This window comes from Micromonospora sp. RB23, assembly GCF_053585025.1.
Genome location: NZ_CM132111.1, coordinates 1,908,239 through 1,934,850, shown reverse-complemented (window position 1 = coordinate 1,934,850; position 26,612 = coordinate 1,908,239). Strand labels below are relative to the sequence as shown.

The window sequence follows — 26,612 nt, the reverse complement described above, 5'->3', positions numbered from 1 at the left end:
GGTGCGCCCGGCGCGGGCTCTCAGGCGCCGGGCAGCGGGGTGGGCTGCGACTCCCGGGTGACCCGGCGCACCGTCCAGACGGTGATGAGCAGCAGCAGCGCGTACGGCGGATAGCCCAGGGCCAGCCGTGCCACACCCAACGCCGTGTCCTGGTGGGCAAGGTAGAGCCCGGCCTGCACGCCCACCTTGGCCAGCCACACCACGCCCCAGAGCACGGTCAGCCGGGTGAAGGTCTGCACCAGCTTCGGGTCGGCCCGCCACTCGGAGCGGCCCTTGGCGACCAGCACCGACCAGATCCAACCGACAAGGGGCTGCCGGACGGCCGCCGAGATCAGCAGGACGACCCCGTAGCCGATGCCGTAGAGAATGCCGGGCAGGTAGAAATCCCGCTCGTTGCCGGTGCGCCACGCGATGGCGGCGCCGATGCCGACGCCGAACAGCCCGTTGACGGCGTGCCGGATCGGCCGACGCTGGGCCAGCCGCAATCCGGCGATCAGCAGCGCGACGGCCACCGAGGCGATCACGGCGGGCCGCAGGTCACCGATGATGTTGGCGAGGACGAAGACGACCACCGGGATGCTCGACTCGACCAGCCCACGCCAGCCGCCGAGCTGGTCGGCCATCTGCTCGGCGATCGTCGGCAGCGCCTCGTCGTCGCCCGGAGGAGTCTCCGGCTGTGCCGCCCGGTCCTGTCCCGTCGTCATGACCGGCCTTCCGTCCCCGGCGCCGTCACTTCGGCGAGTCCAGCTCGTAGTACGGGTTGTAGATGACCTTGCGGTCGTCGCGCATCGCCACCCGGCCACGGGCGGTCAGGTGCCGCCCCGGCTCGATCCCGGAGATGTGCCGCCGGCCCAGCCAGACCAGGGTGACGACGTCGCTGCCGTCGTACAGGTCGGCCTCCAGCGTCGGCAGGTTGGTGCGCGGCGTGTAGACCACGGTGCGCAGCCGCCCGGCGACCGAGACCAGTTGGCCCCGGGAACACTGCTGGGCCAGGACGCCACCGCACTCGGCGCTCTCCTGCCGCAGCTCCTGCGCGTCGATCTCGGCCTCGCTGGCGGTGAACCGTTGCAGGATGCGCCGCAGCGACACCTTGCTCTCGTCGGTCGTCATGACCTCCGCGTCACCCTCTCCACGCTCGCCGGAACCGGCCCGGCTCCGGCGACGCCGGAACCGTCCCGCCAGCGTACGCCGACGGGGCCGGTTCCGGCGGGCCGGGACGCGTCGGTCAGGCCTGGCGGGGCTCGTCGGTTTCGTCCCCGGCCTGGTCGGCGATCTCGCGGGGCAGGCGCAGTGGCAGCGGCTCCCGGACCGGCTTCGCCTCCTGGCCACGGTCGACCACCAGGCCCTCCAGGCACTCGGCGAGCGGACCCGAGCTGGCCGGGTCGAGGGCCACCGGGCCCTGGAAGACGCCACGGACCATCCAGCGCGGCCCGTCGACGCCGACGAACCGCAGGTTGGTCGGGCCGTCCGGGGTCCGCACCTGGGCGTGCAACTCCGTGCCGTACTCGCCGACGACCTCCTGCGCGGAGGCGCCGTCGCGCAGCAGCGACTGCCGGATCTCCTCGCGCACCTCGTCCCAGATCCCCTCGGACCGGGGGGCCGCGAAGACGCCGAGCTGCAACGCGTTGTCCCCGTGCACCAGCACGACCTGCTGGACCACACCCTGCGGGTCGGCCTGCACCCGCACCTCCACCTCGGCGACCGCCGGGATGTGCAGGCTGCCCAGGTCGAGCCGCTGCACGTCGTCGTCGACCTCGGAGATGTCGTACGGCCCGCGCACCAGCGCCGACGTCGCGGCACCCTCGTCGAGGACCTCGGTGGCCCGCTCGTCGCGGGTGTGCCGCCCGGCATCGGCCCGCTTTCGGGAGAAGATCACTGCGCCCACCCTCCGCTGTTCACAATCACCGTGTCACTTCTTCCGTCTGCCCGTCGGCCGGTGACGGCACCAGCTGAACATGCCCGCCGGTCGAACCGTGTCCGCCGGTCCCACGCGCTGACCCGGGCAGCTCCGCCACCGGCTCGAACCGCGCCCGCGCCACCCGCTGGACCACGAGCTGGGCGATCCGGTCGCCGCGAGAGATCTTCGCGGGCGTGTCCCGATCGTGGTTGATCAGGTTGACCATGATCTCACCCCGGTAGCCGGCGTCGACCGTACCGGGCGCGTTGAGCACCGTCACGCCGAGCCTGGCCGCCAGGCCGGACCGGGGATGGACGAGGCCCACGTACCCGTCCGGCAGGGCGACGGCCACGCCGGTGGGCACCAGGGCCCGACCGCCGGGCGGCAGCTCCACGTCCGCGGCGGCCACCAGGTCGGCCCCGGCATCGCCGGGATGGGCGTACGTGGGCAGCGGCAGCTCGGCATTGAGCAGCCGAACGGGCACGGGTACGACGTCGGTCACGGGTCCCCTCTTCGGTCCGATTGTCTCCGGTGACCCTGCCATCCTGCCGGTTGGCCGGCCCACCGTGCGCCGTACCCTCGCAGGAGTGAGCATGTCGCCCTCCCCGTCCGCCGATCGGCCAGGGGTTCCGGCCCGCCCGGCGTACGCCGAACGGCTGGACCTGCCCTGGTGGCTGTGGCTGACCAGCCTGGTGGCCGCCGGGCTGCTGGCGGTCGAGATCTGGATGGGCGGTTCCGGCGCCCGCGCCTGGCTGCCCTTCGCGGTGCTGCTGCCGGTCACCGCCGTCGGGCTGTGGTGGCTGGGCCGGATCAGGGTGGCGGTCGTCGATGGTGAGCTGCGGGTGGACGACGCCCGGCTGCCGGCGCGGTTCGTGGCGGACGTGGTCCCGTTGGACGCCTCCGGCCGCCGTGAGGTGCTGGGTGTCGGCGCGGACCCGCTCGCCTTCGTGGTGCAGCGGCCCTGGGTCGGCGGTGCCGTGCAGGTGGTGCTCGACGACCCGGCTGACCCGACCCCGTTCTGGGTGGTGAGCAGCAGGCGTCCGGTCGAGTTGGCCGAGGCGCTGCTGGCCGCGCGGGACGCCGCCAGGCCCGCCGACTCCACGGCCGGCGAGCCGGGCTGACCGCCGCCCAGGGCCCCTCAGGTGCCCGTGGGCGGGCCGGGCAGGGCCGGCGGTGGCGCCGGCCGGGCGATGCCGCGCCGGCGCAGGTCCGCCTGGAGCTGGTCGGCCATCTGGCGGGTGGCCCGGCGGTTCAGGAAGCTGGCCACAGCCGCGCCGGTGAGGAACGGGCCGAGGGTGGTGAGGTTGCGCCCGAAGCGGCGCAGCAGCATGTCCCGCATCTCCTTGCGGGCGGCGGTGCCGAGCACCGCGCCGACGCCCACGCCGGGAACCATCGGGTTGACCCCGCGTTGGGTGGCCCAGGAGTGCACCAGGGCCACCGCCCGCTGACCGCCCGCCCCCGGCAGCTCGACGCCGTGGATCTCGTGCAGCTCACCGATCAGTTTCAGCTCCACCGCCACGACGGCGACGGTCTCGGCGGCGAGCAGTACGGGCGCGGAGAGCAGCGTGGGCGCGACCGTCCACTCGACGGCGGCGACTCCTCCGCCGGCCGCGCCGATTCCGGCCGTGGCGCGGGAAGCGTTGCGGACCAGTCGCTCGGCCAGGGCGGCGTCGTCCAGGCCGGGGAAATGCCGACGCAGGGTGGCCAGGTCCCGCACGGGCACGTGCGGGGCGATCTCGGCCACCGTGTCGACCATCCAGCGCACGGCGGCTCGGGGCTTGAACAGGTCGGAGATGCCCCGGCTGCGGGCCTGGGACACCATCCGGGTGAGCAGTTGGCGTCGCCGGGCCGGCGCGAGGTCGTCCTCGGTCAACGCCGCGACGGTGGCGCCGAGGTCGTCCGCGCCGCCGTCGGTGGTGTCGCCTCGATCGCTCATGGGTGGAACCTCCCGGTGCTGTGGCTACCCGCTACGAGTCAAGCAGGTACCCACCGGCGTCGCACGCCTACACCGGTAGCGGCGGCCCCGATCAGGAGGCCGCCGCCGGTGTCGTGCGTGTCAGACGCACTCTCGGCAGATCAGCTCGCCGTTGCGCTCGACCGCCAGCTGGCTGCGATGGTGGACCAGGAAGCAGCGGGCACACCGGAACTCGTCCTGCTGCATCGGTAGCACCTTGACAGTGAGCTCCTCGTCGGCCAGGTCGGCACCGGGCAGCTCGAAGCTCTCGGCGACCTCGGCCTCGTCGACGTCCACCGCGCCCGACTGTGAGTCGACGCGTCGGGCCTTGAGCTCTTCCAGGCTGTCCTCGCCGAGGTCGACCTCGTCGCGACGCGGGGCGTCGTAGTCGGTGGCCATCGGATGTCACTCTCCCATATCGATGTTGTCGCTTCCGGTTGTAACGCCGGACGACGCTGTTTCGGTTCCGCTGGCCGGCAACCACTTGTGTCGGGCACCCGACCCACGGGACCGTACGGGTCGGGACCGCTGGGGCCACTCCCCTGCGAGCGCGGAACCTTACCCCCCCTTGGGCGAGGCATGTATACCGCCCTTGCGGCTGAGATGTACGCCCCTGCACGCGAAGTTGTTCCCAATGTGATTCAGGCGACACGAAGATAGGGGTAGTAGTACCCGGTTCACGGTCGGCGCGCCGGCATGTCGGACTGTTTCCACGCGACGGCCGGACAACCGTTAACCTCAGCGGCGTATTCGACGGCCGGCGGTCAGTGCGATCGTTGGCGGCCGCCACCACCCACCTCAGGTCCGGGGAGCACCCAGATGAGTTTTGCGCGAGTGCGAGCACTCGTCGTCGTCGGCCTGCTGGGGGTCCTGGCGCTGGCGTTCGTGATCACCGCGATCGTCCGGGACAGCCAGGGCGACGCCGGCGCGGCGGGCGGCTGCCCGGACGGTTGGCCGCTGGCCGACGTCACGCTGCACGAGCCCAAGGACGTCAAGATCAACGTCTTGAACGGCACCGACGAGCCGGGCCGGGCGGGCACCGTCGCGGACGACTTCCGCAACCGGAAGTTCCAGGTCAAGAAGGTCGGCAACGCGCCCAAGGGCATCGACGACGTCGCCGTGCTGAAGTTCGGTCCCAAGGGTGTCAGCTCCGCCCACCTGCTCAAGGCGTACTTCCTGAACAACGCCGAGCCGGTCTACGACGAGAAGCGCACCGACGACACCGTGGACGTGGTCCTGGGCAACGGCTTCCAGCAGCTCGCCACCACCACCGAGGTCAACCAGTCCCTCGGCGACCTGGGCCCGCCGGTCGCGCCGGCCGGCTCCTGCCCGTCCCCCGCCCCCAAGAAGTAACGGCCTGACCGGCGGCCCCCGACGAAGGTCAGGGGCCGCCGGAGGCGTCCAGGGCGGCCAGCCGGTCGTGCAGCCCGGCGAAGAGGGCCGGCGGGGCCGCGATGAGCAGGTCCGGGCCGGCCGGGCGACCGGCCAGGCCGGCGACCCGGGCACCCGCCTCGGCGGCGACCAGCCCGCCGGCGGCCTGGTCCCACGCCGACAGGCCCTTCTCGAAGTACGCGTCCAGCCGTCCCTCCGCGACCATGCAGAGGTCCAGCGCGGCGGCGCCGAGGCGGCGGATGTCGCGTACCGAGGCGATCAGCCCGGCCACCACCGACGCCTGGTGCGCCCGACGGCCGGCGTCGTAGCCGAAACCGGTGCCGACCAGCGCCTGCCCGAGGTCGGTCTCGCCCGAGCAGCGCAGCCGGACGCCGTCGCGCCACGCCCCGCCGCCGGCCGTGGCGGTCCACTCCTCACCGCTGTGCACGTTGCGCACCACGCCGGCGACCACCACCCCGTCCACCTCGGCGGCGAGCGACACCGCGCTGTACGGCAGCCCGTAGAGGTAGTTCACGGTGCCGTCGATCGGATCGATGATCCACCGCACCCCGCCCGGCGCCACCGGGCCGGTGTCCGTCGTGCCGTACTCCTCGCCGAGGACCGCGTCCCCCGGTCGCAGCCGGCGCAGCGCGTCGAGGACCTGGCGCTCGACGGCCCGGTCGGCGGCCGTGACCACGTCGGTGACCGTGCTCTTGGTCGCCGCCACGGAGACGCCCTCTATCCGCATCCGATACGCGGTCGCCGCGGCGTCCCGCGCCACCTCGATCGCGATGGCCAAAAGTTCCCGCGGTGGCGGCGCTGAACGGTCCATTCCTGGGTCCCCTTCCGGCACGACCGGGGCGTTGCGGGCCGTGCGCGAGTATCATCCTTACAAAGTCCACATCTGCGCCGAATCGGCGGTCCCGCCGCCGTTACGCCGTGCGGCGCAGGATGATCGCCGCAGACGGCGTTACAATTCACCCCTGCCCACGCGCCACGGACCGCCGACCACCGGCCGGCCCGGGACACGGGGGTCCCTCAACCACTCGCCCGGCCCGGTTGCCCCACGCCGTGCCGGACGACCCGGCCGTGCCCGCTCTTCGCCTCCGGAAGGTCATTCGTGACAGAACCCCGCCAGCCCGGCGCCGACGTTCGCTCGCTCACCGACACCCTGATCGCCCACGCGCAGAGCGCGGGCGGTCAGCTCACGTCGGCTCAGCTCGCGCGCACCGTCGAGACCGCCGAGGTGACTCCGGCCCAGGCCAAGAAGATCCTGCGGGCGCTCTCCGAGGCGGGAGTGACCGTGGTGGTGGACGGCTCGGCGAGCACCCGCCGCAGGGTCGCCGCGGCTCGCTCGACGACCCCCGCGTCCCGGGCCACCACCGCCAAGACGACCAAGAAGGCCGCCGCGCCCGCCCCGAAGCAGGCGCCCGCCTCCGACGAGGCGCCGTCGACGCCGGCCCCGCGGAAGGTGGCCGCGCGCAAGGCCGCCGGCAGCACCGCCGGAGTCGCCGCCGCCGCGGCCACCCCGGCCAAGGCGACCAAGTCCACCCGCGCGACCAAGGCGACGGTGGCCGCGGCGGCCGGCGCCAAGCCGGTCAAGGCGGCCGCCAAGGGCGAGGGCGCCGAGGGTGAGATCGACCCGGAGGAGCTCGCCGCCACCATCGAGGACGTGGTGGTCGAGGAGCCGGCCGAGCTGGCCCAGGCCGCCGAGACCGACGCCGCCGCGTCGGCCACCGACAACGACTTCGAGTGGGACGACGAGGAGTCCGAGGCGCTCAAGCAGGCCCGGCGCGACGCCGAGCTGACCGCCTCCGCCGACTCCGTCCGGGCGTACCTGAAGCAGATCGGCAAGGTCCCGCTGCTCAACGCCGAGCAGGAGGTGGAGCTGGCCAAGCGGATCGAGGCCGGGCTCTACGCCGCCGAGCAGCTCCGCGCGGCCGACGAGGGCGAGGAGAAGCTCGCCCGGGAGATGGTCCGCGACCTGGGCTGGATCTCCCGCGACGGCGAGCGCGCCAAGAACCACCTGCTCGAGGCGAACCTCCGTCTGGTGGTGTCCCTGGCCAAGCGGTACACGGGGCGCGGAATGGCCTTCCTCGACCTGATCCAGGAGGGCAACCTCGGTCTCATCCGGGCGGTCGAGAAGTTCGACTACACCAAGGGCTACAAGTTCTCCACGTACGCCACCTGGTGGATCCGGCAGGCCATCACCCGCGCCATGGCCGACCAGGCCCGCACCATCCGTATCCCGGTGCACATGGTCGAGGTCATCAACAAGCTCGGCCGCATACAGCGTGAGCTGCTCCAGGACCTGGGCCGCGAGCCCACCCCGGAAGAGCTGGCCAAGGAGATGGACATCACACCCGAGAAGGTGCTGGAGATCCAGCAGTACGCTCGGGAGCCCATCTCGCTGGACCAGACCATCGGCGACGAGGGCGACAGCCAGCTCGGTGACTTCATCGAGGATTCCGAGGCTGTCGTCGCCGTGGACGCCGTCTCGTTCTCGCTCCTTCAGGACCAGCTCCAGCAGGTGCTGCAGACGCTCTCCGAGCGTGAGGCCGGCGTCGTACGGCTCCGCTTCGGCCTGACCGACGGTCAGCCGCGGACGCTGGACGAGATCGGTCAGGTCTACGGGGTGACCCGGGAGCGGATCCGCCAGATCGAGTCCAAGACGATGTCCAAGCTGCGGCACCCGTCCCGGTCGCAGGTTCTCCGGGATTACCTGGACTGAGCCTGTTTCGTCAACCGAACGTGTCGTTTTGACCACCTGGCGTGCAACGCGAGATGGTGATCGTCCGGATGCACGAATGTGATCGTTGACGTGGCACCCTGGGTTCACGGCACACTGTCCCTGCCATGTGTGACCTCGGTCCCCCGCGGGCACACAGGGAAGGCAAGGCCCAGCACGGGTGTTGCACGATAGGTGAGCAACGACCGAAGAGATTGTTCATCGGTGACGACCAGAGGAGGAAGGCGATGACCCCGACCCTCACGCCGCCGCCCGAGACGGTGGCTCCCCCAGCCGCCGATGAACGGTGCGACCGCTGCAATGCTGCCGGCAAGCTCCGGATCACTCTCTCGGGTGGGAGCGAGCTGGTGTTCTGTGGGCACCACGCGAACAAGTACGCGGAGGATCTCGTGAAGATCACCGTTCGGTTCGCGACGGACCCGGAGTTCAGCTGGCGAGGCGCCGATCTGATGGCGAACTAAGTCCGCAAACCGACATAGCCGACCGGAGGCACCCCGAGAGGGTGCCTCCGGTCGGCTTTTTCCTGTCCGGCCGAGCCCAGCGCCCGCCAAGATCCACGCAACGTCGGGGATGCGGCTGCTTCAGACGCGCCGGAACCAGCAACATTCCTGAAGTTGTGCAGATCTTGAGCAGGCGTGTCAGGTGGTCGCGTGGGGCTAGAGGGTCTGCACGGTGGCGATGCGTTCCTCAAGCTGCTCGATGGTGGCCTGGGCGCTCGGCGGCCCACCGCAGAGCCGGCGCAGCTCGGCGTGGATCTTGCCGTGCGGTTGGCCGGTGCGGTGGTGCCGGGCGGCCACCAGAGCGTTGAGTTGGCGTCGGAGCGCCACACGACGCTGGGCCGCACTCATGGGTACCGGCGGCGCCGCCGAGGGCGCAGCGGCCGGCTGAGCGGCCCGCTCGGCGGTACGACGACGCTGGGCGGCGAGTTGGTCCGCCTGCCGCTTGGTGAGCAACAGGGAAACCTGGTCGGCGGTGAGCAGACCGGGCAGGCCGAGGTACTCCTCCTCCTCGGGCGTACCGGCCTGGGCGGCGGTACCGAACGACGCGCCGTCGAAGATCACCTGGTCCAGTTCGGCGGTGGCCGAGAGCGCCGCGAACCGCTTCTCCAACTCCCCGCTGGCCTGGTCGTCGCGTTGGGCGCGTTCCAGCAGGTCGTCGTCGAGCCCGTCGGAGTCCTTGGGTTTGCCCAGGACGTGGTCCCGCTCGTTCTCCATCTCGCTGGCCAGTCCGAGCAGGTGCGGCACGCTGGGCAGGAAGACCGACGCGGTCTCGCCGGGGCGGCGGGCCCGCACGAACCGGCCGATCGCCTGGGCGAAGTAGAGCGGCGTGCTGGCACTGGTGGCGTAGACGCCGACGGCGAGCCGGGGGATGTCGACGCCCTCGGACACCATTCGCACCGCCACCAGCCACCGCTGGTCGGACGCCGCGAACGTCGCGATCCGCGCCGACGCGCCCTGGTCGTCGGAGAGGACCACGGCAGCCTTCTCCCCGGTCACCTGCTCGATCAGCTTGGCGTACGAGCGGGCGGTCTGCTGGTCGGTGGCGATGATCAGGCCGCCTGCGTCGGGCATCCCCGCGTTGCGCAGCACGGTGAGCCGGGCGTCGGCGGCGCGCAGCACCTGCGGCATCCAGTCGCCCGCCGGGTCCAGGGCGGTACGCCACGCCTGCGCCACCAGATCCTGGGTCATCGGCTCCCCGAGGCGGGCCGCCAACTCGTCCCCGGCGTTGGTGCGCCAGCGGGTCTCCCCCGAGTACGCGAGGAAGAGCACCGGACGGACGACCCCGTCGCGCAGCGCGTCGGCGTAGCCGTACACCGAGTCGGCGCGGGAGCGCAGCAGCCCGTCTCCGCCCCGCTCGTACTCGACGAACGGGATCGGGTTGTCGTCGGAGCGGAACGGCGTGCCGGTGAGCATCAGCCGGCGTACGGCGGGCTCGAAGGCGGCCTTGACCCCGTCGCCCCAGGTGCGGGAGTCCCCGGCGTGGTGGATCTCGTCGAGGATGACCAGGGTGCGGCGGGTCATCGTGCGTCGGCGGTGCACCTGCGGGGCCATGCCGACCTGGGCGTAGGTGATCACCGCGCCGTGGAAGTCGGCGGCGGAGTGCACGTCGGCGTTGCGGAACGCGGCGTCGAGCTGGATGCCCACCCGGGCCGCGGCATCGGCCCACTGGGTCTTCAGGTGCTCGGTCGGGGCCACCACGGTGACCGCTTCGACGGTCCCGTCGGCGAGCAGCTCGGCCGCGATGCGCAGGGCGAAGGTGGTCTTGCCGGCGCCCGGTGTGGCGACCGCGGTGAAGTCCTCGCCACGCCGGCGCAGGTACTCCACCAGGGCCTTGCGCTGCCAGGCACGCAGTGCCGGGAACGTCTCGAGCACCGGCGTCCGGGCTGCCACGCGAAGCTCCTCTCCGACCGCACCAGGGCGGACACCGGGCGAGGGCCACGAGTACCGCCGCCCATGAAAACGCCTCCGCGCAGAAGCTGCCGCGAAGGCCGACTCAGCATAACCAGCGGGCGCCCGTGGGCCCAGGCGACGCCACGCTGGTCACATCCGTGACCCGAGCGACACCGGCCTCACCAGGGGTCGCCGGTGCGCGGCGGGCGCAGCGTCGCCACCGGCGCGGACCAGCGTCGACGCAGCGCGACCAGGCGGAGCCCGAACACGCCGACGGCGGCGGCGGTGAGCGGCAGCGGGCCGGGCCGGCCGGTCAGGTACAGCAACGCCACCGCGACCGAGCCGGCCAGGGCGGCCACCGCGTAGATCTCCCGACGCAGCACCACCGGGATCTCCGCGGTGAGCAGGTCCCGGGCGAGGCCGCCGCCGATCGCGGTCAGCATGCCGATCAGACAGGCGCCGACGGCCGGCACCCGGGCGTCGAGCGCCTTGAGCGTGCCGGTGACGGTGAACAGCGCGAGGCCCGCCGCGTCGAGCACCAGCACGGTGGTGCGCAGCCGGGCGAGCTGTGGGTGCAGCCAGAAGACAGCGACTGCGGTGACCGCGGCCGTCGTGGCGTACCGCCAGTCGCCGAAGGCCAGCGGCGGCACCTCGTCGATGACCAGGTCACGGAAGATGCCCCCACCGAGCGCGGCCACGAAGCCGACGAACGCGACACCGAAGAGGTCGAGCCGTTTGGCCACCGCGGCCGAGGCGCCGGAGGCGGCGAACACCGCGACCCCGGTCAGGTCGGCGAGGAGCAGGGCGGTGGAGGTGGTCACCGCCGCAGGCTACGTCGCCGGCCGGATCACCGGCCGAGGTTCACTCGCTGTACGAGTCGTAGATCTCCTTGCACTTGGGGCAGACCGGGGAGCCCGGCTTGGCCGCCTTGGTGACCGGGAAGGTCTCGCCGCAGAGCGCCACGACGAAGGTGCCCATGACGGCACTCTCGGCGATCTTCTCCTTGCGGACGTAGTGGAACATTTCCGGACCGGTGTCGGCGTCCTTCAGCTCCGGACGCTCGAGAACCTCTGTGCTCACGTCTGCACCTCCAACCGACAAGTTTGGCAGGTCATCACGGCCGGGTCCACTTGAGGCCGGTCATGCTCGGACCCCGTACGGTGCCCGTGTGACTGACTTTCGCATCAGCTACGGCACCGAGGTCGCCGCAGCGCTGCGCGACGGCCGACCCGTCGTCGCACTGGAGAGCACCATCGTCTCGCACGGCCTGCCCCGCCCGCAGAACCTGCGGGTGGCGCGGGAGATCGAGCAGGCGGTCCGGGACGCCGGGGCGGTGCCGGCCACGATCGGCATGATCCGCGGCGAACTGGTGGTCGGTCTGGACGACGCGCAGCTGACCCGACTGGCCACCGTCGATGGTGTGACGAAGCTCTCGGTACGCGACCTGGCCGTGGCGGCGGCGACCGGCGCGGACGGGGCCACCACCGTGGCCGCGACGAGCGCGGTGGCCGCGGCGGCCGGAATCGGGGTGTTCGCGACCGGCGGGCTGGGCGGAGTGCACCGGGAGGCGGAGCACACCTTCGACGAGTCGGCGGACCTCGTCACCCTGGCCCAGACGCCGATCACGGTGGTCTGCGCCGGTGTGAAGTCGATCCTCGACGTGGGTGCGACGCTGGAGCGCCTGGAGACCCTCGGGGTCGCCGTGCTCGGCTACCGCACCCGACGGTTCCCCGGCTTCTACCTCACCGACGCCGGCTTCGACCTGGACTGGTCGGTGGAGTCGCCGGAGCAGGTCGCCGCCGTCCTGGCCGCCCGGGACGGGCACGCCGTGCACACCGGCGCCCTGCTGGTCGCCAACCCGCTGCCGGTCGACGAGCAGCTCGACCCGGAGCTGCACGACCGGACCCTCGCCGAGGGCCTGGCCCTGTTGGAGCGGGACGGGGTGACCGGCAAGGCCGTCACGCCGTACCTGCTGGCGCACTTCCACTCGGCCACCGAGGGCGCGAGCCTCACGGTGAACATCCGGATCATCCTGCGCAACGCCGATCTGGCCGCGCGCATCGCGGTCGCCGCGATCGCCCGCACCTCCGCCGTCCCGGCATGACCCCTGGGACCCGCGTGGTCGTCGTCGGAGACGTGATCACCGACGTGGTCGCGGTGCTCACCGGGCCGCTCGCGGCCGGTACGGACACCGACGCCGCGATCAGCCTCGGCGGCGGCGGTCAGGCGGCCAACACCGCCGCCTGGGTGGCCGCCCAGGGGTTCGCCGTCACGCTCGTCGGCGCGGTCGGCGACGACGACGCGGGGCGTGACCGGATGACCGAGTTGGCCGGCGCGGGCGTGGACTGCGACCTCGAGCGGGTGCCGGGCGTCCCCACCGGCACGGTGGTCGTGCTGACCGCCGACGGCGAGCGGACCATGGTCACGTCGCGGGGTGCGAACCTGCGGTTGACCGCCGAGCACGTCGGGAAGGCCGTCGCGGCGGCCCCCGACGCGGGGCATCTGCACCTGTCCGCGTACACCCTGTTGGACGACGCGTCGCGCGCAGCAGGGCTGCGGGCGTTGGCCGCCGCCCGCGAGCGCGGGCTCACCACCAGCGTCGACGCGGCCTCCGCGGGGCCGCTGCGGCGCGTCGGCGCGCGGACCTTTCTGGGTTGGGTACGCGATGTCGACCTGCTCCTGGTCAACGCGGACGAGGCCACGGTGCTGGCCGGCGGTCTGGACCCGGCGGCGCAGGGGCGGGCGTTGTCGGCGACGGCCCGGCGGGTGGTGGTCAAACGTGGCGCGGCGGGCGCGGTGTGGGTCGAGGGCCGCACGGCGACGGTGAGCGTGGCGGCGGCCCGGCGGGTGGCGGTGGTGGACGTCACCGGGGCCGGTGACGCCTTCGCGGCCGGCCTGCTGACGGCCTGGCTCGGCGGGGCCACCGCGGCCGCGGCCCTGGACCGCGCGACCGAGCTGGGGGCGCTGGCGGTCTCCAGCGTCGGCGCCCGACCACCGGCCTGAGGCGTCGGAGCCCTGGCCCGCGGGGCGGGTCAGGGCTCGGCGTCGATGATCTTGTGGGGCCGTTCCTCGGCGGTGAGGCTCATCGGTGGGGCCTCGTCCCGCCGCCGGGGGTGGAACCGGTTGGCCAGCCGGTGCTCCTCCTTGGGCGGCCGGTCGTTGGCCAGCAGCACGGCCAGCCACGGGATGAGCACCATGCCGACGGCACACAACGGCAACCAGAGCCAGAGCAGGGGGGCCTTCGCGCCGACCAGGATCGCTCCGGCGACGATGCAGGCCACCCGGATGCCCATCATGAGGACATAGCGGCGCTGACGGCTGGTGAGCTGATCGTGCTGGCTGCGCGAGGCATCGGTGATCAGAATCGGCTCGTACGCCTGACGCTTCACCACGGACCTCCTCGAGGGGATTACGCCCCATCCTGTCACCACGAAGCCGCGATCAGCGAAAATCGACTCATCCCGGTACGTGTTACGCACGTGGTACGCTGCGCGACGTGGGCAGCAGGTTCAGCTTCACCGACGAGGCGTTGGCCAACCTGCGGGTCTACGACGTCACGCCCGGGGAAGTCTGGGAGGCGCTGCACAGCGCGCGACGGGTCATCCGCCACCTGGGCGACGACGTGATGGTGGTCTACGCCGCCGCCCGCCGGGGCCGCCGCCTGGCGGTGCTGCTCGCCGAGGCCGATGGCACCGACAACGACTGGGACATCCTCTCCGCCCGCGAGCTGAGCGACGTCGAGTCCAAGCGCTACGACGAGGCCGTGCGGAGAGATCGCCGATGAGGGGAGCCGTGACGATGCACCGCAACGACGCGACGAAGCAGTTCCACAGCGGCGACGACCGGCTCGCCGACCTGATCGACGAGAGCCCCGCGGTGGACCTGCCGACACCCGACACCGACGTGCCGATGGTGAGCCGGTCGGTCCGGCTGCCTCTGGACACCTACGAGCGGGTCCGCGCCGCCGCCGACGCCCGGGGCATCGGGGTCACCACGCTGATGCGGCAGTGGATCGAGGCCGGCCTCGCCGACCTGGACGACTCGGCCACCGTCTCGCTGGCCGACGTCCGGCGCGCGCTGGCCTCCCTGGCGCACCCCACCGCCGCCTGAGCGTCAGCCCTTCCCGGCCTTCGCCGCCGCCTTCATCTGCTGCTTGTACTCCCGCACCCGGCGCAGCGAGTCGGCGTCGGTGACGTCCGCCACCGATCGGTACGCGCCGGGGTCGCCGTACCCGCCGGCCGCCGTCCGCCAGTCCTGCGGGGTCACCCCGAACCGCTTGCCGAGCAGCGCCACGAAGATCTGCGCCTTCTGCGTACCGAACCCGGGCAGGTCGGCGACCCGCCGCAGCAGCTCCGGCCCGTCGGCGACGTCCGACCACAGCAGCGCCGCGTCGCCGTCGTACCGCTCCACGAGCACCCGGCAGACCTCCTGCACCCGGGTCGCCATCGCCTTCGGGAACCGGTGCAGCGCGGGCGGGGTGGCGAAGAGCGCGACCAGAGCCTCCGTGTCGTAGCCGGCCAACTCCGCCGCGTCCAGGTCGTGACCGAGCCGCTGCGCCAGGACGTACGGCGAGGAGAACGCCTTCTCCATCGAGACTTGTTGATCAAGGACCATGCCGACCAGCAGGGCCAGGGGGCTGCGCTCCAGCAGGCGGTTGGCCTCGGGGTCGATGGGAAGCACGAGCGTCATGTCCTGATGCTGCCACCACCTGGCTGCGCTGCCGCATATAACCCGTGGACGATGTCGCGTCTCTGACGCCGCGCCCGATCGCGACACTCGTCGGTACCGGACGAACCGGACGGCGGCGCTCGCGCCTTCGCCGCCGCATCCTGTGCAACCGATACCCTCGAAACGTCACCGAGGGAGGGGTCCCGTGCCGCGCATTGAGCGAGCCCGCATCGAGCAGCGGACACCGATCGACCTGATCCGCGAGGTCAACCAGGGGAAGATCAGGTTTCCGCAGTTCCAGCGGCCCTTTCGCTGGCGGGCGACGGACGTGGTGAAGCTCTTCGACAGCTTGCTGCACGGCTATCCGATCGGCAGCCTGTTCCTGTTACGCCGCCCGGCCCCGGCACAACATCTGGTTATCGGTCCGCTCACGATAGAGGCCCCCGAAACCGACTCGGCGCTATGGGTTCTCGACGGTCAGCAACGGATCGTCTCGCTGGTCGGCGCACTCACTCAAGCGCAGTCGGCGATCGACCCACGGTTCCGGGTACATCTCGACCTGGACAGCGGAAAGTTTCACACGGTCGACGCCAGGCGACAGGTGCCCGATACCTGGATACCGGTGAACCTGCTGCTGGACAATCGTGATCTGTATCGGTGGTTGGCGGACAATCCCGCCAGGCTCTCCGAGCACCAGCTAAGTTTCGCCGAGCAGGCAGGCCAGGCCATCCGGGAGTACCCAATCGCCACCTATGTCCTGCCTGATGCCGACTACGAATCTTCCATAGAGATCTTCACCCGCTTGAACACGAGAGGCAGCCAGCTGACCGTCGCGGAGCTCACTCACGCGGCTCGGGCGGGCTCGTTGGAGGACGAACCTGACACCATCGCCGGCCTGCGTCTCCTAACGGAGCGTCTCGGCTTCGGCAGCCTCGACAGCCAACTGCTTGAACAGTGTGTTGTCGTCTGGCGCGGTGGAGAGGCTGGGGCGCCGGGTGTTCACTCGGACCTGGCGTCAGTTGACGAGCCAGTCGAAATTCCGACTGAGGTGGCCGGTCCATTGCAAGAGGCCATCACGTTCCTTCAGACCTCCTGTGCCATACCTCACGTAGCGGTGCTGCCATACCCCCAGGTACTGCCGGTACTTATGCGATTCATCCGTATGCACGGTGCACCGGCCGGTCGCGCCGCCAGGCTGCTCCGCCGCTGGATATGGCGAGGAGCGGTGACCGGCATCGGCGGCAAGGCGTCAGATCTTCGCGAGCAGTTGGTGGCGGCCAAAGTGCCTGAGGCGGTGGACGCTGCAGCGGCTCTGCTACACGGCGTCCCGCGCGTTTTCGATTTCAGGCCCGACATCAACCGGATCAACATCGACGACGCGATGGGGAAAGTTAATGTGCTAGGGCTGCTATCCGCTCAGCCGCGCGACCCGGCCGACGGCGAGATCGTGGACCTGAACTCCCTTACCAGCGGGAAATTCTTGCTACGACCGCTACTGCCCGACAGCGAACTCGCACTAGCCGGCACCATCGCCAACTATCTGGTCCTGCCCGGCGCCGAGCCCGTACGCCCGGATCAGATGGCCTCCGCCCCAACGGCCATCGCGTCCAGTCATCTCATCGACGAGCAGGGGCAGCACCTGCTCGCACAACGGGACTGGCAGGGGTTCCTGTCACATCGAGCTGAAGCCTGTAAGCAAACGATCCTCGACCACGTGGATCATCTGGCAGAGTGGGGTGCCCGAGACGGCCGAGCAGTGACTGACATTCTCCGCTCGGCCGCCTGACATGCCAAAGCACACCGTGGCCCAAGTGCGACTGCACAACCGTCTCGTCGGAGAACTCCGCTATCTCCAGGGCGGCTCGGAATTCGCCTACCAGGACGACCTGTCTCGCGATGACCATCAAGTGCTCGGCCAGATATTCGAGGATGATCCACGATCGCTGCGGCGAGCACGGGTTGGCGTACCGGCCTGGTTCGCCAACCTCCTTCCCGAAGGCGCTCTCCGTCGACAGATCGTCCGCGAGCTGGGTGGGGGAAACGTTGGTGACTTCACCCTCCTGCTCCGCGTGGGCAGCAACCTGCCCGGCGCAGTGACCTTGCACGGGGACGAGGAACCAGAAGACGACCTGCAACTCAACGACGACGGAGTCGACCACCCGCTCCGGCACTCGCTCGCAGGCGTCCAGCTCAAATACTCCGTCTCCGCTAAACGGCTTGCGATTCCGGTCAGCGGCAAAGGTGCTTGGTGGATAGTCAAGCTCCCTGACCGGAGCTTGCGCAGCCTGCCAGACAATGAGTTCCTGACGATGCGCTGGTTGGCCGCCGCAGGATTCCCAGTCCCGGCCGTCGAGCTGGTGCCGGCCGAGAATGTGGCAGGCCTGCCGAATGGCATCGTCGACCCGGCTGACCTGGTCTATTTGATCAGCCGGTTCGACCGGACCTCGACCGGGCGTCTGCACGTCGAAGACTTCGCCCAGGTTGCGGACGTGCATCCAAAGTTCAAGTACAGCGACTCTGGAGTCACCTACGACACGATCGCTGCGGCCATTCGAGAGCTGACGGGCGAAACAGGGTACCGCGATTTCGTTCGTCGGCTCGTGGCCATGGTGATCGTTGGCAACACAGATGCACATTTGAAGAACTGGGCACTGATCTATCCGGACGGCCGGACCCCTTCGCTCGCGCCCGTCTACGACTTCCATTCACTCACTGTCTACCAGAACTACCGCTACCAACCGTTGGCACTGAGCCTGAATGGCGAAAATGTTCCCTCTGCCATCAACGCCGACGACTTCCGATGGATGGCCGATCGAGCCGGAGCGGACGCGGACATGACCGCCGACCTACTCGCCGAGACCGTCACGCAGCTTCGCGACGCCTGGCGTGGAGGGATCCGCGCCGACGCGGCCAGACGCTTTGCAGCGCTGGCCGAGCATTACACCCACCGCCTCGATTCCCTCCCACTCGCGCGAGGCTCGAATTGAGCCCGAAGATGACGGGCGGTGATTGTCCGGCACGGGACGCGGGGCAGGATGGCCACGTGGACGAACACGACATGCTGCTCTCCCCCGCCGGCGTCGACGCGCTGCGGACCGCGCTGACCCGGGCCGGGTTCACCAGCAACGGAATCGCCGAACGGCTCGGCCCGCAGGCCACCGCCTCGGTCGCGCGCAACGACTACCGGGCCGCGCTGCGCGCCACCGAGGACCGCGATCCGCTCGCCACGCTGATCCGGCTGTTCATCTGCGACCAGACCGAGCCGGAGGCCGCCGTCGCCGCCGCGCTGGCCCCGTTGGGGCTCGTCGAGGCGCTGGCCGGCGGGATCGTCGAGCGGTACGACGAGGGCCTGCGCGCCGGCGTCGACCTGGAACCGTACGGCGACGACTGGTGGGTGCTCGCCGACGTGCCGGCCTCGGCCCGGCCGGGTCGCCCCCTGCACGCCGAACACGTGCTCGGCATCGGCGGCGCCACCCACACCCTGATCGGGGCGACCGTGCGCCGACCGGTCGGTGCCGCGCTGGACCTGGGCACCGGCTCCGGCGTCCAGGCCCTGCACCTGGCCACCCACGCCGACACGGTGACCGCCACGGACCTCTCCGAGCGGGCCCTGCGCTTCGCCGCGACCAACGCCGCCCTCAACGGCCAGGACTGGGAGCTGCTGCGCGGCGACATGGTCGCGCCGGTGGCCGGCCGTCGCTTCGACCTGGTGGTGAGCAACCCGCCGTTCGTGGTGGGCCCGGGAACCACCACGCACGTCTACCGCGACTCGGGTCGGGTGGGTGACGCCATCGCCGCGGAGTTGGCCGCCGCCGCCCCCAACCTGCTCACCGAGGGCGGCACCATGCAGTACCTCGCGAACTGGGTGCACGTCGCCGGCGAGGAGTGGGACGAACGGGTGGCCGGCTGGTTCGCCGGCACCGGTCTGGACGCCTGGGTGATCCAGCGCGAGGTCGCCGACCCGATGGCGTACGTCGACCTGTGGCTCACCGACGTCGGTGAGGGCGCCGACCCGCAGCGGGCGGCGGTCTGGCTGGACTGGTTCGACCAGCACAAGATCGAGGCGATCGGCTTCGGGATCGTGTCGCTGCGCCGCGGCGGCCACACCGATCCGGTGGTCCGCGTGGAGGACCTGCGCCAGCGGGTCCAGCCGCCGCTGGGCGACCAGATCGGCGCCTGGTTCGACCGACAGGACTTCCTGCGGGTACGCGACACCGAGGCGTTGCTCGCCGAACGCTACCGGGCCGCCGACGGTCTCCAGCTCCGCCAGGAGGCCACCATGGGTGACGAGGGCTGGGCGGTCGACCGGCAGGTTCTCGCGATGCCGCACGGCCTGCGCTGGACCGAGGAGATCGACCCGTTGGTGCTGGCGCTCGTCGGCGGGGCGGACGGCCGGCTGCCGCTGCGCGACCAGCTCGCCCTGCTCGCGGCGGCCCACGACGTCGAACCCGACGAGATGGCCGAGGCCGCCGGCCCGATCGTCGCGCACCTGGTCGAGCGCGGCTTCATCGAGCCGGTGACCGCGTGAAGCCGCCGACCCTAGCGGTGCCGCCGGCGGCGCTGACCCCGGTGCCGTTTCCGGCGGCGGTGCTGATGCCGGCGGGGGTGCGCTGATGCGGGCGGTGGTGCAGACGGTCGGACGGGCCAGCGTGACGGTGGACGACGAGGTGGTCGGCGCGATCGAGGACGGCCTGCTGGTGCTGCTCGGCGTGACGCACACCGACACCGTCGAGACCGCCCGGACGATGGCCCGCAAGGTGCACGAGCTGCGGATCCTGGACGACGAACGGTCCGCCGCCGACGTCGGGGCGCCGATCCTGGTGGTCAGCCAGTTCACCCTCTACGGCGACGCCCGCAAGGGACGCCGTCCGAGTTGGACGGCAGCGGCCCCCGCCGAGGTTGCCGAACCCCTGGTGACAGCGGTGATAGAGGCGCTGCGCGACCGCGGCGCGAAGGTCGAGACCGGCCGCTTCCGCACCCACATGCTCGTGGAAAGCACCAACATAGGCCCACGAACAATCCTCCTGGACCTGTGACCGCACCCTCTCTCTGACGTCGATCAAGAGGTTCGCGTCAAGTTCCGCCCCGTTCTTGACGCGAACCTCTTGATCACGGGGGCAGGGGCCCGGCCGGGGGCAGGGCGGGCCCGGCCGGGGGCAGGGTCGGGTGGGCAAGCGGTCTGGTGACACTTGTTGGGGATGATCCTGCGGAATTGCTGTCGGGTCCGCGATCAGCTCACTCCCGTTTCACGTCCCGCCCGCCAAGCTGTGTTTCACACCGGCACCACTGGGCCGGAGACACGGCACAGACGTGGACACGGGGAGAGACAGACATGGTCCTGCAGATGACGGAACACCGGACGCGCCCGGCCACCAGCACCGAGACCGACGCCCTCACCGACCTGGACGCCACCGACGAGCGCGGCATCTCCACCGACCTGGTCCGGGCGTACCTCAACGGCATCGGCCGGACGAAGTTGCTGACGGCCGCGCAGGAGGTCGACCTGGCCCGGCGGGTCGAGGCCGGACTGTTCGCCGAGGAGAAGCTCGCCACCTGCACTCCGGTCTCCGAGGAACTGCGGACCGACCTGGAGCTGATCGTCGCCGAGGGTCGCGCCGCCAAGGACCACCTGCTGGAGGCGAACCTGCGGCTGGTGGTCAGCATCGCCAAGCGCTACACGGGACGCGGAATGGCCTTCCTCGACCTGATCCAGGAGGGCAACCTCGGTCTCATCCGGGCGGTCGAGAAGTTCGACTACGCCAAGGGCTACAAGTTCTCCACGTACGCCACCTGGTGGATCCGGCAGGCCATCACCCGCGCCATGGCCGACCAGGCCCGCACCATCCGTATCCCGGTGCACATGGTCGAGCAGGTCAACCGGATGGTCCGGGCCCGCCGAGATCTGGCGGTGACGCTGGGCCGCGAACCCACCGTCGCCGAGGTCGCCCGGGCCATGGAGATCCCCGAGTTCCAGGTCATCGAGCTCATCTCGTACGACCGGGAGCCGGTCAGCCTGGACCAGGCCGTCGGCGACGACGGGGAGAGCGCGCTGGGCGACTTCGTGGCCGCGGTGGACCCGCGTACCGACCCGGGCGAGGGGGCCGCTCAGGGCGAGCTGCGCAACGAGGTGAGCATCGTGCTGGCCACGCTCTCGCAGCGGGAGCAGGCGGTCATCCGGCTCCGGTTCGGGCTGGACGACGGTCGGCAGCGCACCCTGGACGAGGTCGGCCGCGAGTTCGGACTGTCCCGCGAGCGCATCCGGCAGATCGAGAAGGTGACCCTGCTGAAGCTGCGGGCGCCGGAGCGGGCGCAACGCCTGGAGGCGTACGCCTGCTGACACCCCGAAGTGTGGAAGGCCCTGGCGGTTCGCCGGGGCCTTCCCCGTTGCCGGAATGGTTGACTGGAATCACCCCGACGAGAGGGCGCCCGTGAACTGGACGTTGGAAGTCGTGATCGTGCCCGTGTCGGATGTGGACCGGGCGAAGAGGTTCTACGCCGACCAGCTCGGCTTCGCCGTCGACCACGACACCGTGATCAGCGACGACGCGCGGATCGTGCAGCTGACCCCACCCGGCTCCGGCTGCTCGATCGTGATCGGCAAGGGTGTCGTCCCGGAGATGCCGCCGGGCTCGCTCCGGGGCCTGCAACTGGTGGTGCCCGACCTGCAGCGGGCCCACGCCGAGCTGGTCGAGCGGGGGGTGCAGGTCAGCGAGATCCAGGTGATGGGCGTCAATCCCCGACCGGTGCCCGACCCGCTGGACAATGTCGGCTTCGTCTTCTTCGCCGACCCGGACGGCAACACGTGGGGCGTGCAGCAGATCTCCAGCCGCGCCTGACCGGCGCGCGCCCTCAGCGGCGGCGAGGACAAAGCCTCACAGTCGGCGGGGGCCGGTGTCCGGGCGGGCCGCCACGCCGCCGACGCGTACCTGGGCGTGCAGGACCGAGATGCCGTCCGGGCGGGCGAGCACCGGGTTGAGGGTCAACGAACGCACCCGGGGCTGCTCGTCGGCGAGCTGGCCGACCCGTAACAGCAGGTCAGCCAGGGCAGCCCGGTCCACCGGCGCGGCGCCCCGGTGCCCCCGCAACAGCGGCGCCGCGCGAGGCTCGTCCACCAGTTCGGCGGCGTCGGTGTCGGTGAGCGGCACCGCTCGCCACGCCCGGTCCCCGAGCAGGTCGGTGGCGACGCCGCCGAGGCCGAAGCCGACCACCGGCCCGAACGCCGGATCCTCCACCAGCTCCACCACGCAGGCCACGCCGGGCGCGACCATCGGCTGCACCAACACGTCCGCGCCGAAGCCGGCGGCCATCTCGGCGTACGCGCGGCGGACGCTCGCCTCGTCGCGCAGGTCGAGACGGACCGCGCCCAGGTCGAGCCGGTGCCGCAGCCCGGGATCGGCGGCCTTGAGCGCCACCGGGAAGCCCACCCGCGCCGCCGCTTCGGCCGCCGCGTCGACCGTGTCCACGGGCGTCGACGGCACGGTCTCGATGCCGTACGCGGCCAGCAGCGCCCCCGCGTCGACGGGGTCGGCGCGCAGCGCGGCCTGTGCGGCGTCCCGGTCGACGCGGGGCAGCTCGGGCGTCACGCCCGGCGGGCGGCCCAGCCACTGTGCGTACCGGTGCACCCGGGCGAGGGCGCGGACGGCCTCCTCCACCCCGCCGTACGCGGGCACCCCGGCGGGCAGCCGGCCGACCAGGAACGTCGCCACTGTCGGTTTGCCCAGGGCGAGGACCGCTGGCAGCGCGGCGGTGACGTCGGCGTCCACATCGGTGCGTTGACCGGGCAGTGGTGGGGCGAAGACCACCACGAGGGCGTCCACCCGCTCGTCGCCGGCCGTCTCGGCGAGCGCGGTGGCGAATTCGGCGGCTCCGGCGCTCGGCCCGACGTCGCGGGGGTAGCCGTCGACCACGGTCAGGCCCTGCCCGACACAGGCCCGGGCCGCCAGCCCGGTCAGCGCCGACGAGTTGCCGACCACGCCGACCCGACCGCCGGTGGGCAGCGGCTGGTTGGCCAGCAGCACCCCCACGTCGAGCAGCTCCGCCACGGTGTCCACCCGGATCACCCCGGACTGGGCGAAGAGCGCGGCCACCGCCACCTCGTCCGGGCCGGTGGCGTCACCGACGCCGGTCGGGCGGGCCGGCGAGGCGAGCGCCACCACCGGTTTGGCCCGACCGATGCGCCGGGCCAGCCGGGCGAACTTGCGCGGGTTACCGAACGTCTCCAGGTACAGCATGATCACGTCGGTGCCGGGGTCGTCCTGCCAGTACTGCAACAGGTCGTTGCCGGACACGTCGGCCCGGTTGCCGGCCGACACGAAGCTGGACAGGCCGAGGCCACGCCGGTCCGCCTCGGCGAGCAGCGCCACCCCGAACACGCCGGACTGGCTGAAGATGCCCACCCGACCGGCCGGCGGCAGCGCCGGGGCGAGGGTGGCGTTGAGGCGTACCGTCGGTTCGGTGTTGGCCACGCCCAGGCAGTTCGGGCCGACGACGCGCATGCCGGCGGCGTGCGCCGCGCGGACCAGCGACCGCTGCGCGGCCGCGCCCTCGCCGCCGGCCTCGGCGAAGCCGGCCGAGATCACGACGAGCCCGTGCACCCCGGCGGCGGCCGCGTCGGCGACCACCGCGGTCGCCGCCTCCGGCGGGACCGCCACCACCGCCAGGTCCACCGGCACGCCGGCGTCGACAGCCGAGGGGTACGCGGGCAGCCCCGCCACCGTCGAGGCGCTCGGATGCACCGGTACGACCGCGCCGGTGAAGCCGCCGTCGCGCAGGTGACCGAGCACCGCCGCGCCGACGCCCTGGCCGGTGGCGCTCGCGCCGTAGACGGCGATGCCCCGCGGGGCGAGCAGCCGGGCGATGGAGCGCGCCTCGGTGCGGTGCTCCCGGCCCCGCTGCACCTCGAGGGTGGCCTCGGTCGGTGCGATCGGGAAGCTCAGGTGCACCACGCCGTCGGCGTACGCGCGCTGGACCTGGTAACCGAAGTCGGCGAAGACCCGCAGCATCGTCCCGTTGGACGGCAGCACCTCGGCGACGAAGCTCATGATGCCGTTGCGCCGTGCGGCGTCGGCCAGGTGCTCCATCAGCACCGAGCCGATGCCCCGGCCCTGGAAGGCGTCCTCCACCACGAAGGCCACCTCCGCCTCCGGCGCCTGCGGGCCGAGCCGCTCGTACCGGCCGACCGCGACGATCTGGTCGGCGGCCAGCACCACGAACGCCTCCCGGTCGTGGTGGTCGACCGTGACGAAACGGATCAGGTCCCGTTCCGGGATACGCGGGTACGGCGAGAAGTACCGCAGGTAGCGGGTGCGCTCGGAGAACCGGCTGTGCATCGCGACGATGCCCGGCGCGTCGGTCGGATCGATCTGTCGCAACTGGACGGTGCTGCCATCGCTGAGCAGCACGTCGACGGGCTGGTCCACGCTGGTCACCGCACGACGGCCCGACTCAGTCCCGCGGGTCGTACGGGTCGAGCCCGAGGAGCGGGAACACGGTCTTGCGGGTGGCCGCGATGGCCCGGTCCACCGCGTTCGGCTCACCCGTCGGCTGCCACGGCTCGTACGACGGGTCCGCGTCGTCGGTCATCCGCAGCGGGATCTCCCGGCCCGGTCGACGGGCCGCCGCCAGCTCCCGCCAGGGCAGCGGAGTGAGCGTCGCCGGGTCGATCGGATCGCCGGTCGCCACCGCCAGCAGGTGCGTCCACGCCCGGGGCACCGCCTCGACCAGCGCGTACCCGCCGCCGCCGGTGGCCACCCAGCGCCCCTCGCACAGCTCGTCGGCGAGCGCCCGCAGCGCCAGGTAGGTGGCGCGCTGCCCGTCCACCGTCAGGTTGAGATCGGCGAGCGGATCGAGCCGGTGCCCGTCCGCGCCGCACTGGCTCACCAGCACCTGCGGCCGGAACGCGCGCAGCACCGACGGCACGATCGCGTGGAACGCCCGCTGCCAGCCGGTGTCGTCGACGCCCGGTGGCAGGGGCACGTTCACCGCGCTGCCCTGCGCGCCCGGACCGCCGGTCTCGTCGGGGAAGCCGGTGCCGGGAAAGAGCGCGAGCGGCGTCTCGTGCAGGCTGACCGTGAGCACCCGCGGGTCGTCCCAGAAGATCTCCTGCACCCCGTCGCCGTGGTGCACGTCCACGTCGACGTACGCGATCCGCTCTGCCCCCAGGTCGAGCAGCCGGGCGATAGCCACCGCCGGGTCGTTGTAGACGCAGAAGCCGGACGCCCGGGCCGGCATCGCGTGGTGCAGACCGCCGGCCACGTTGACGGCCCGCCGGGCGTCCCCCCGCCAGACCGCCTCGGCCGCGGCCACCGTCGCGCCGGCGATCAGCGCGCTGGACTCGTGCATCCCCTCAAAGACCGGGTTGTCGGAGGTGCCCAGCCCGTACCCGGCGAACAGCGGATCACGAGGCGCGGCCCGTACGGCGGCCAGGTAGGCCGGGTGGTGCACGCGGGTCAGCAGAGCGTCGTCGGCAGGCTCCGGCTTGACCACGCGCACGCCGGGACGGACCAGGACGCCCAGCTCCTGGGCGAGCGCGATGGTCAGCTCCACCCGGACCGGGTCGAGCGGATGGTCACCCAGGTTGTAGGCGAGCAGCGAGGGGTCCCACACCACCACCGTGTCGTCGGACATGAGCCCATCGTCGCACGAGGACCGTCGCCGGCCCATCGCACGCGCTGGTCAGCGCTCTGGTGTCGGCCCGGTGGCGACCGGCCGGGACTCGTCGGCGACCCAGTTGCTCCACGACCCGACGTACAGCGCCGCGTCCGGCCGACCGGCCAGGTGCAGCGCGAGGACCGCCTGCGCGGCGGTGACACCGGAGCCGCAGTACGCCCCGACCTCCCGCGCCCCGTTCACGCCGACGGCGGCGAACCGCTCGCGCAGCACGTCGACGGCCGGGAAGCGCCCGTCCGCGCCCACGTACTCGCCGGCGGGCAGGTTCGCCGCGCCGGGCACGTGACCGGCGACCGGGTCGATCGGTTCGACCTCGCCCCGGAAGCGCGGCGCCGCGCGCACGTCGAGCAGCACGGCATCGTCGGCGGAGGCCAGGGCCGCGGCCCGCCCGGCGTCGAGCACCGGAAGATCACCGGGGTGGACCTCGACGTCGCCGGGGCGCGGGGTGGGCGCCTCGGTGGAGACCGGTTGCCCGGCGGCCACCCACGCCGGGAGGCCCCCGTGCAGCAGGCGCACCGGCCGGTGACCGGCCCACCGCAACGTCCACCAGGCGCGGGCGGCGGCCAGGCCGTCGCCTCCGTCGTACACCACCACGGGGTGACCGGCGCGGACGCCGGCGGCCCGCAGCGCCCCCCGCAGCGCGCCCGGGTCGGGCAGCGGGTGCCGGCCGCCGACGCCGGGCGGCCCGCACAGCGCGGTGTCCAGGTCGACGAAGACCGCGCCGGGCAGGTGGCCGGCCAGGTAGTCGTCGTGGCCGGGCGGGCCGGTGAGCCGCCAGCGGACGTCGAGCAGGGTGGGCGGGTCGGCGTGGTCGAGCTCGGCGGCGAGCCGGTCGACTTCGACGAGCAGCTCCTCGGTACCGGACATGACGACCATCCAACACCATCCGGCTCATCAGCACGCGATTCGGCAGCG

Annotated in this window: 29 protein-coding genes; 14 read left to right on the top strand and 15 right to left on the bottom strand. The window is 72.0% G+C overall.

The features are described from left to right. Window positions 1-20 precede the first annotated feature (20 nt). The 4 genes from ACTFTM_RS08970 to dut all read right to left on the bottom strand — a co-directional run bounded on the left by ACTFTM_RS08970 (window position 21) and on the right by dut (window position 2,399). Window positions 21-704: a DUF3159 domain-containing protein gene (locus tag ACTFTM_RS08970; RefSeq protein ID WP_449565351.1), complete on the bottom strand. Its 684-nt coding sequence runs from the start codon at window positions 702-704 to the stop codon at window positions 21-23. A 25-nt stretch (window positions 705-729) separates the two neighbouring features. After that, window positions 730-1,110: an OB-fold nucleic acid binding domain-containing protein gene (locus ACTFTM_RS08965; RefSeq protein WP_357122730.1), complete on the bottom strand. Its 381-nt coding sequence runs from the start codon at window positions 1,108-1,110 to the stop codon at window positions 730-732. A 115-nt stretch (window positions 1,111-1,225) separates the two neighbouring features. Further along, entirely contained in the window at window positions 1,226-1,876 is a 651-nt protein-coding gene (locus ACTFTM_RS08960; RefSeq protein ID WP_449565350.1) for a DUF3710 domain-containing protein, read from the bottom strand. 25 nt (window positions 1,877-1,901) lie between these two features. Then, window positions 1,902-2,399 carry a dUTP diphosphatase gene (dut, locus tag ACTFTM_RS08955; protein WP_449565349.1) on the bottom strand — a complete coding sequence of 166 codons (498 nt, stop codon included), beginning with the start codon at window positions 2,397-2,399 and terminating at the stop codon, window positions 1,902-1,904. An 85-nt stretch (window positions 2,400-2,484) separates the two neighbouring features. Here dut and ACTFTM_RS08950 point away from each other — a divergent pair, with 85 nt between their 5' ends. Beyond that, complete coding sequence (locus ACTFTM_RS08950) at window positions 2,485-3,018, top strand: DUF3093 domain-containing protein (RefSeq protein WP_449565348.1); 534 nt, start codon at window positions 2,485-2,487, stop codon at window positions 3,016-3,018. 17 nt (window positions 3,019-3,035) lie between these two features. Here the strand turns inward: ACTFTM_RS08950 and ACTFTM_RS08945 are convergent, their stop codons facing one another. Together ACTFTM_RS08945 and ACTFTM_RS08940 are read right to left on the bottom strand one after the other, a co-directional pair. Beyond that, the gene (locus ACTFTM_RS08945) at window positions 3,036-3,833 is read right to left on the bottom strand and encodes a hypothetical protein (RefSeq protein ID WP_449565347.1); all 798 of its coding nucleotides are present in this window, start codon (window positions 3,831-3,833) and stop codon (window positions 3,036-3,038) included. A 120-nt stretch (window positions 3,834-3,953) separates the two neighbouring features. Then, a complete protein-coding gene (locus ACTFTM_RS08940; RefSeq protein ID WP_007075406.1) occupies window positions 3,954-4,250 on the bottom strand; it encodes a DUF4193 domain-containing protein in 297 nt (98 codons plus the stop codon). 435 nt (window positions 4,251-4,685) lie between these two features. Here ACTFTM_RS08940 and ACTFTM_RS08935 point away from each other — a divergent pair, with 435 nt between their 5' ends. Beyond that, complete coding sequence (locus ACTFTM_RS08935) at window positions 4,686-5,204, top strand: LytR C-terminal domain-containing protein (RefSeq protein ID WP_449566582.1); 519 nt, start codon at window positions 4,686-4,688, stop codon at window positions 5,202-5,204. 28 nt (window positions 5,205-5,232) lie between these two features. Here ACTFTM_RS08935 and ACTFTM_RS08930 read toward each other — a convergent pair whose 3' ends face one another. Further along, a complete protein-coding gene (locus tag ACTFTM_RS08930) occupies window positions 5,233-6,054 on the bottom strand; it encodes an inositol monophosphatase family protein (RefSeq protein WP_449565346.1) in 822 nt (273 codons plus the stop codon). A gap of 288 nt (window positions 6,055-6,342) precedes the next feature. Between ACTFTM_RS08930 and ACTFTM_RS08925 the strand changes: the two genes are divergently transcribed. Further along, a complete protein-coding gene (locus tag ACTFTM_RS08925; protein ID WP_449565345.1) occupies window positions 6,343-7,953 on the top strand; it encodes an RNA polymerase sigma factor in 1,611 nt (536 codons plus the stop codon). Between the two features lie 245 nt (window positions 7,954-8,198). Further along, window positions 8,199-8,432, top strand: coding sequence for a DUF7455 domain-containing protein (locus tag ACTFTM_RS08920; RefSeq protein WP_355234582.1), 234 nt, complete (start codon window positions 8,199-8,201; stop codon window positions 8,430-8,432). 195 nt (window positions 8,433-8,627) lie between these two features. Here ACTFTM_RS08920 and ACTFTM_RS08915 read toward each other — a convergent pair whose 3' ends face one another. The 3 genes from ACTFTM_RS08915 to ACTFTM_RS08905 form a co-directional block, all read right to left on the bottom strand. After that, window positions 8,628-10,361: a DEAD/DEAH box helicase gene (locus ACTFTM_RS08915; RefSeq protein WP_449565344.1), complete on the bottom strand. Its 1,734-nt coding sequence runs from the start codon at window positions 10,359-10,361 to the stop codon at window positions 8,628-8,630. A gap of 179 nt (window positions 10,362-10,540) precedes the next feature. Then, window positions 10,541-11,182, bottom strand: coding sequence for a trimeric intracellular cation channel family protein (locus tag ACTFTM_RS08910; protein WP_449565343.1), 642 nt, complete (start codon window positions 11,180-11,182; stop codon window positions 10,541-10,543). Between the two features lie 40 nt (window positions 11,183-11,222). Then, the gene (locus ACTFTM_RS08905; protein WP_278151181.1) at window positions 11,223-11,441 is read right to left on the bottom strand and encodes a DUF3039 domain-containing protein; all 219 of its coding nucleotides are present in this window, start codon (window positions 11,439-11,441) and stop codon (window positions 11,223-11,225) included. A gap of 88 nt (window positions 11,442-11,529) precedes the next feature. On the opposite strand from ACTFTM_RS08905, the gene ACTFTM_RS08900 reads away from it, so the two are divergent. Together ACTFTM_RS08900 and ACTFTM_RS08895 are read left to right on the top strand one after the other, a co-directional pair. Beyond that, a complete protein-coding gene (locus ACTFTM_RS08900; protein WP_449565342.1) occupies window positions 11,530-12,465 on the top strand; it encodes a pseudouridine-5'-phosphate glycosidase in 936 nt (311 codons plus the stop codon). Continuing rightward, on the top strand, window positions 12,462-13,364 hold the full coding sequence (locus ACTFTM_RS08895) for a carbohydrate kinase family protein (RefSeq protein WP_449565341.1): 903 nt from the start codon (window positions 12,462-12,464) through the stop codon (window positions 13,362-13,364). Before ACTFTM_RS08900 ends, ACTFTM_RS08895 begins: the two co-directional genes overlap by 4 nt. Before the next feature lie 29 nt (window positions 13,365-13,393). Here ACTFTM_RS08895 and ACTFTM_RS08890 read toward each other — a convergent pair whose 3' ends face one another. Beyond that, window positions 13,394-13,753, bottom strand: coding sequence for a DUF3099 domain-containing protein (locus ACTFTM_RS08890; RefSeq protein WP_449565340.1), 360 nt, complete (start codon window positions 13,751-13,753; stop codon window positions 13,394-13,396). Window positions 13,754-13,857: 104 nt separating this feature from the next. Between ACTFTM_RS08890 and ACTFTM_RS08885 the strand changes: the two genes are divergently transcribed. Together ACTFTM_RS08885 and ACTFTM_RS08880 are read left to right on the top strand one after the other, a co-directional pair. Then, window positions 13,858-14,145: a hypothetical protein gene (locus tag ACTFTM_RS08885; RefSeq protein WP_124771959.1), complete on the top strand. Its 288-nt coding sequence runs from the start codon at window positions 13,858-13,860 to the stop codon at window positions 14,143-14,145. Beyond that, window positions 14,142-14,471 (top strand): hypothetical protein, encoded by a 330-nt coding sequence (locus ACTFTM_RS08880; RefSeq protein WP_449565339.1) that lies wholly within the window; start codon window positions 14,142-14,144, stop codon window positions 14,469-14,471. Before ACTFTM_RS08885 ends, ACTFTM_RS08880 begins: the two co-directional genes overlap by 4 nt. Window positions 14,472-14,474: 3 nt before the next feature. Here ACTFTM_RS08880 and ACTFTM_RS08875 read toward each other — a convergent pair whose 3' ends face one another. Next, window positions 14,475-15,050 carry an HhH-GPD-type base excision DNA repair protein gene (locus ACTFTM_RS08875; protein WP_449565338.1) on the bottom strand — a complete coding sequence of 192 codons (576 nt, stop codon included), beginning with the start codon at window positions 15,048-15,050 and terminating at the stop codon, window positions 14,475-14,477. A 184-nt stretch (window positions 15,051-15,234) separates the two neighbouring features. Here ACTFTM_RS08875 and ACTFTM_RS08870 point away from each other — a divergent pair, with 184 nt between their 5' ends. From ACTFTM_RS08870 to ACTFTM_RS08845, 6 genes are all read left to right on the top strand, one after another. Next, window positions 15,235-16,815 carry a DUF262 domain-containing protein gene (locus ACTFTM_RS08870; protein ID WP_449565337.1) on the top strand — a complete coding sequence of 527 codons (1,581 nt, stop codon included), beginning with the start codon at window positions 15,235-15,237 and terminating at the stop codon, window positions 16,813-16,815. A 25-nt stretch (window positions 16,816-16,840) separates the two neighbouring features. After that, a complete protein-coding gene (locus ACTFTM_RS08865) occupies window positions 16,841-18,016 on the top strand; it encodes a type II toxin-antitoxin system HipA family toxin (protein ID WP_449565336.1) in 1,176 nt (391 codons plus the stop codon). 56 nt (window positions 18,017-18,072) lie between these two features. After that, on the top strand, window positions 18,073-19,557 hold the full coding sequence (locus ACTFTM_RS08860; protein WP_449565335.1) for a DUF7782 domain-containing protein: 1,485 nt from the start codon (window positions 18,073-18,075) through the stop codon (window positions 19,555-19,557). Between the two features lie 85 nt (window positions 19,558-19,642). Continuing rightward, complete coding sequence (gene dtd, locus ACTFTM_RS08855; RefSeq protein ID WP_449565334.1) at window positions 19,643-20,065, top strand: D-aminoacyl-tRNA deacylase; 423 nt, start codon at window positions 19,643-19,645, stop codon at window positions 20,063-20,065. Between the two features lie 296 nt (window positions 20,066-20,361). Beyond that, entirely contained in the window at window positions 20,362-21,366 is a 1,005-nt protein-coding gene (gene sigB, locus ACTFTM_RS08850; protein ID WP_449565333.1) for an RNA polymerase sigma factor SigB, read from the top strand. Window positions 21,367-21,457: 91 nt separating this feature from the next. Further along, a complete protein-coding gene (locus tag ACTFTM_RS08845) occupies window positions 21,458-21,865 on the top strand; it encodes a VOC family protein (RefSeq protein WP_449565332.1) in 408 nt (135 codons plus the stop codon). A 36-nt stretch (window positions 21,866-21,901) separates the two neighbouring features. On the opposite strand, the gene ACTFTM_RS08840 is transcribed toward ACTFTM_RS08845, so the two are convergent. Genes ACTFTM_RS08840 through ACTFTM_RS08830 form a run of 3 tightly spaced genes read right to left on the bottom strand, consistent with a single transcriptional unit; the run spans window position 21,902 to window position 26,564 of the window. Then, window positions 21,902-24,457: a bifunctional acetate--CoA ligase family protein/GNAT family N-acetyltransferase gene (locus tag ACTFTM_RS08840; protein WP_449565331.1), complete on the bottom strand. Its 2,556-nt coding sequence runs from the start codon at window positions 24,455-24,457 to the stop codon at window positions 21,902-21,904. 16 nt (window positions 24,458-24,473) lie between these two features. Continuing rightward, complete coding sequence (locus ACTFTM_RS08835) at window positions 24,474-25,655, bottom strand: acetoin utilization protein AcuC (protein WP_449565330.1); 1,182 nt, start codon at window positions 25,653-25,655, stop codon at window positions 24,474-24,476. A 48-nt stretch (window positions 25,656-25,703) separates the two neighbouring features. After that, the gene (locus tag ACTFTM_RS08830) at window positions 25,704-26,564 is read right to left on the bottom strand and encodes a sulfurtransferase (RefSeq protein WP_449565329.1); all 861 of its coding nucleotides are present in this window, start codon (window positions 26,562-26,564) and stop codon (window positions 25,704-25,706) included. Window positions 26,565-26,612 lie beyond the last annotated feature (48 nt).